General features: G+C 41.0%; 1 pseudogene. It reads left to right on the top strand.

Annotated elements, in window-relative coordinates:
• Positions 1–243: 243 nt before the first annotated feature.
• A pseudogene (locus ACR65H_RS18525) lies at positions 244–525 on the top strand (IS110 family RNA-guided transposase); the annotation flags it as partial.

The following is a 525-nucleotide window of genomic DNA, read 5'->3' as shown; positions in this document are numbered from 1 at the left end:
CGGAAACATACTAACATTAGTAGCACAAACCAAGGCCATGGTTTGTGCTACTATTTTTTATGTAGAAGTGAAGGGAAGTCGCGCGGACGCTGGGATCTTTGAATCCGTATAAGGAAACCGACTACCTTCACATCCTTATTTGAATCAGCTTAGTATGTTGGGTCCTTGAGATCGTGTATAAGAAAATGGAATCGATGAGGCACTGTGAAGGACTTCTATAAGTTTACGAGAGGGGGATGAAAGATGAAACATGTAATTGCTTTCGATGTAAGTATGGGAAAAAGTACAATGGTTATTTATGATCAAAATCAATGTTGTCGGTATGAAGGTGAATTGGAACACACGGTATCCGGTTTCAATTCATTAAAAGAGCGAATCGAATCACTGAGTGAATTGGACGGTCTAGTGCCTGACATCGTTTTCGAGGCAACTGGCGTCTATTCAAAAGGTTTAGAAGGATTTCTACAAAAACAACATTATCCCTACATCCGCCTGAATCCGTTGGAGGCTAAGCTTCAGATGGCT

It is taken from the genome of Sporosarcina sp. SAFN-015 (assembly GCF_059415085.1).
This window is presented reverse-complemented; position numbering and strand designations above follow the sequence as displayed.